Raw genomic sequence first — 1,124 nt, 5'->3', positions numbered from 1 at the left:
GGGTGCGCAGCGGCCGCCCTGGCGGAGTGGGGCTCGACGACCGGACAGCAGCGCTGGCCGGGAGCCGAAGGGGGCCATCGCCCTGCCCGTTTTTTGGGTTATGGCCACGGAGCTGCAGCTGAGAAAGTTAACCAGCAGGACGCCGGTTATGATCGACGATGAGGAGAGAACCACTGCAACGGGGAAAGGCAGGAGCGCCGGAGGCGCTTTCGCCCTCCCCGTTTCCCCGAAGGGGAAAGAGGGTTTGTGCGGTTGCCCTGATGAATGCCACCAGGGCTGGACCGAATACTGTATCAGGGGCTAAATCTCACCCGCCTCAATGGCCATTTCGGTCATTAAATCGTCGTATGCCGCCTTCGCACGTTCTTCCTCAGCCCACGTCAGAAATAAGCCGCGCATCGACGCTGTGCCCATGAATACCGGGCGGTCTTTAAGTGGTAATTTAGCCAGGTAGTCCAGCGCCATTCCCAGCAAAGTGACATCATAGATTTCGTAGTACGCGCCGCATGTTTTACCAGCCCGCTTTTCCATACGAGCCAGAACCACATCAGCACGAATGACGTCGAACGGATTACGTGAGTGAATATTGCGTACAAAGCCATCAGTGCGCAGGAGCGTTGTTTTATGTGTCACCGTTGTTTGCATCATGATTTGTCTCCAGCGAAGATATTCACGAAAGAAGGTAATACGCGTGAGAAATTTTCCAGCATTGCAGCTGCGGCAACCGGGTAACCATCCAGTAACCATACTGAGAAGTAATCCGGGACTTCCGGATCGATATAAATCAGTTCGACACTGTCAGCCGGTGCGACAAAATTTACAGGCTTCACATCAGCTCGTGATTCACTGACGACCCATGAATACAGATCCCAGAATTGTTCAAACGTAAGCACTGAGGCTGTTTCACTCTGCCCGATGGTTTCCACAACGAAGCTACTGGACTCAGTTTGTGTTTTTCCCCCTATCTTCCTGGAAGATTCGGGAGCGGCGGTTTTGACGTTGACGTTTTGTGTGTGCATCCTGGTTTTCTCCTGTGGTGATGGCTGGCCATCTCCCTGGTGAGTTCTCTCGCGGCAAAGGGCAAAGGAGCAACGGCGAAGGGAGGAAGGAAAGGGGCGGAGACT

At 54.2% G+C, this 1,124-nt stretch carries 2 protein-coding genes; both read right to left on the bottom strand.

Features of this window, described 5'->3' with window-relative positions; genetic code table 11:
• Positions 1 to 300 precede the first annotated feature (300 nt).
• Positions 301 to 648 (bottom strand): hypothetical protein, encoded by a 348-nt coding sequence (locus tag AC6BYQ_RS28355; RefSeq protein WP_498057916.1) that lies wholly within the window; start codon positions 646 to 648, stop codon positions 301 to 303.
• The coding region (locus AC6BYQ_RS28350) for a hypothetical protein (protein ID WP_498057915.1) at positions 645 to 1,124 on the bottom strand (480 nt) is incomplete at its 5' end. The genes AC6BYQ_RS28350 and AC6BYQ_RS28355, both read right to left, overlap by 4 nt.

This window comes from Serratia sp. LTN-2 (genome assembly GCF_059740205.1).
Note: the sequence above shows the minus strand (reverse complement) of the source record. Positions and strands in the feature narration are given on the sequence as shown.

Excerpts from the sequence above, each read along its gene's own strand:
- AC6BYQ_RS28355 (WP_498057916.1), bottom strand. The coding sequence starts at position 648 with ATGATGCAAACAACGGTGACACATAAAACAACGCTCCTGCGCACTGAT.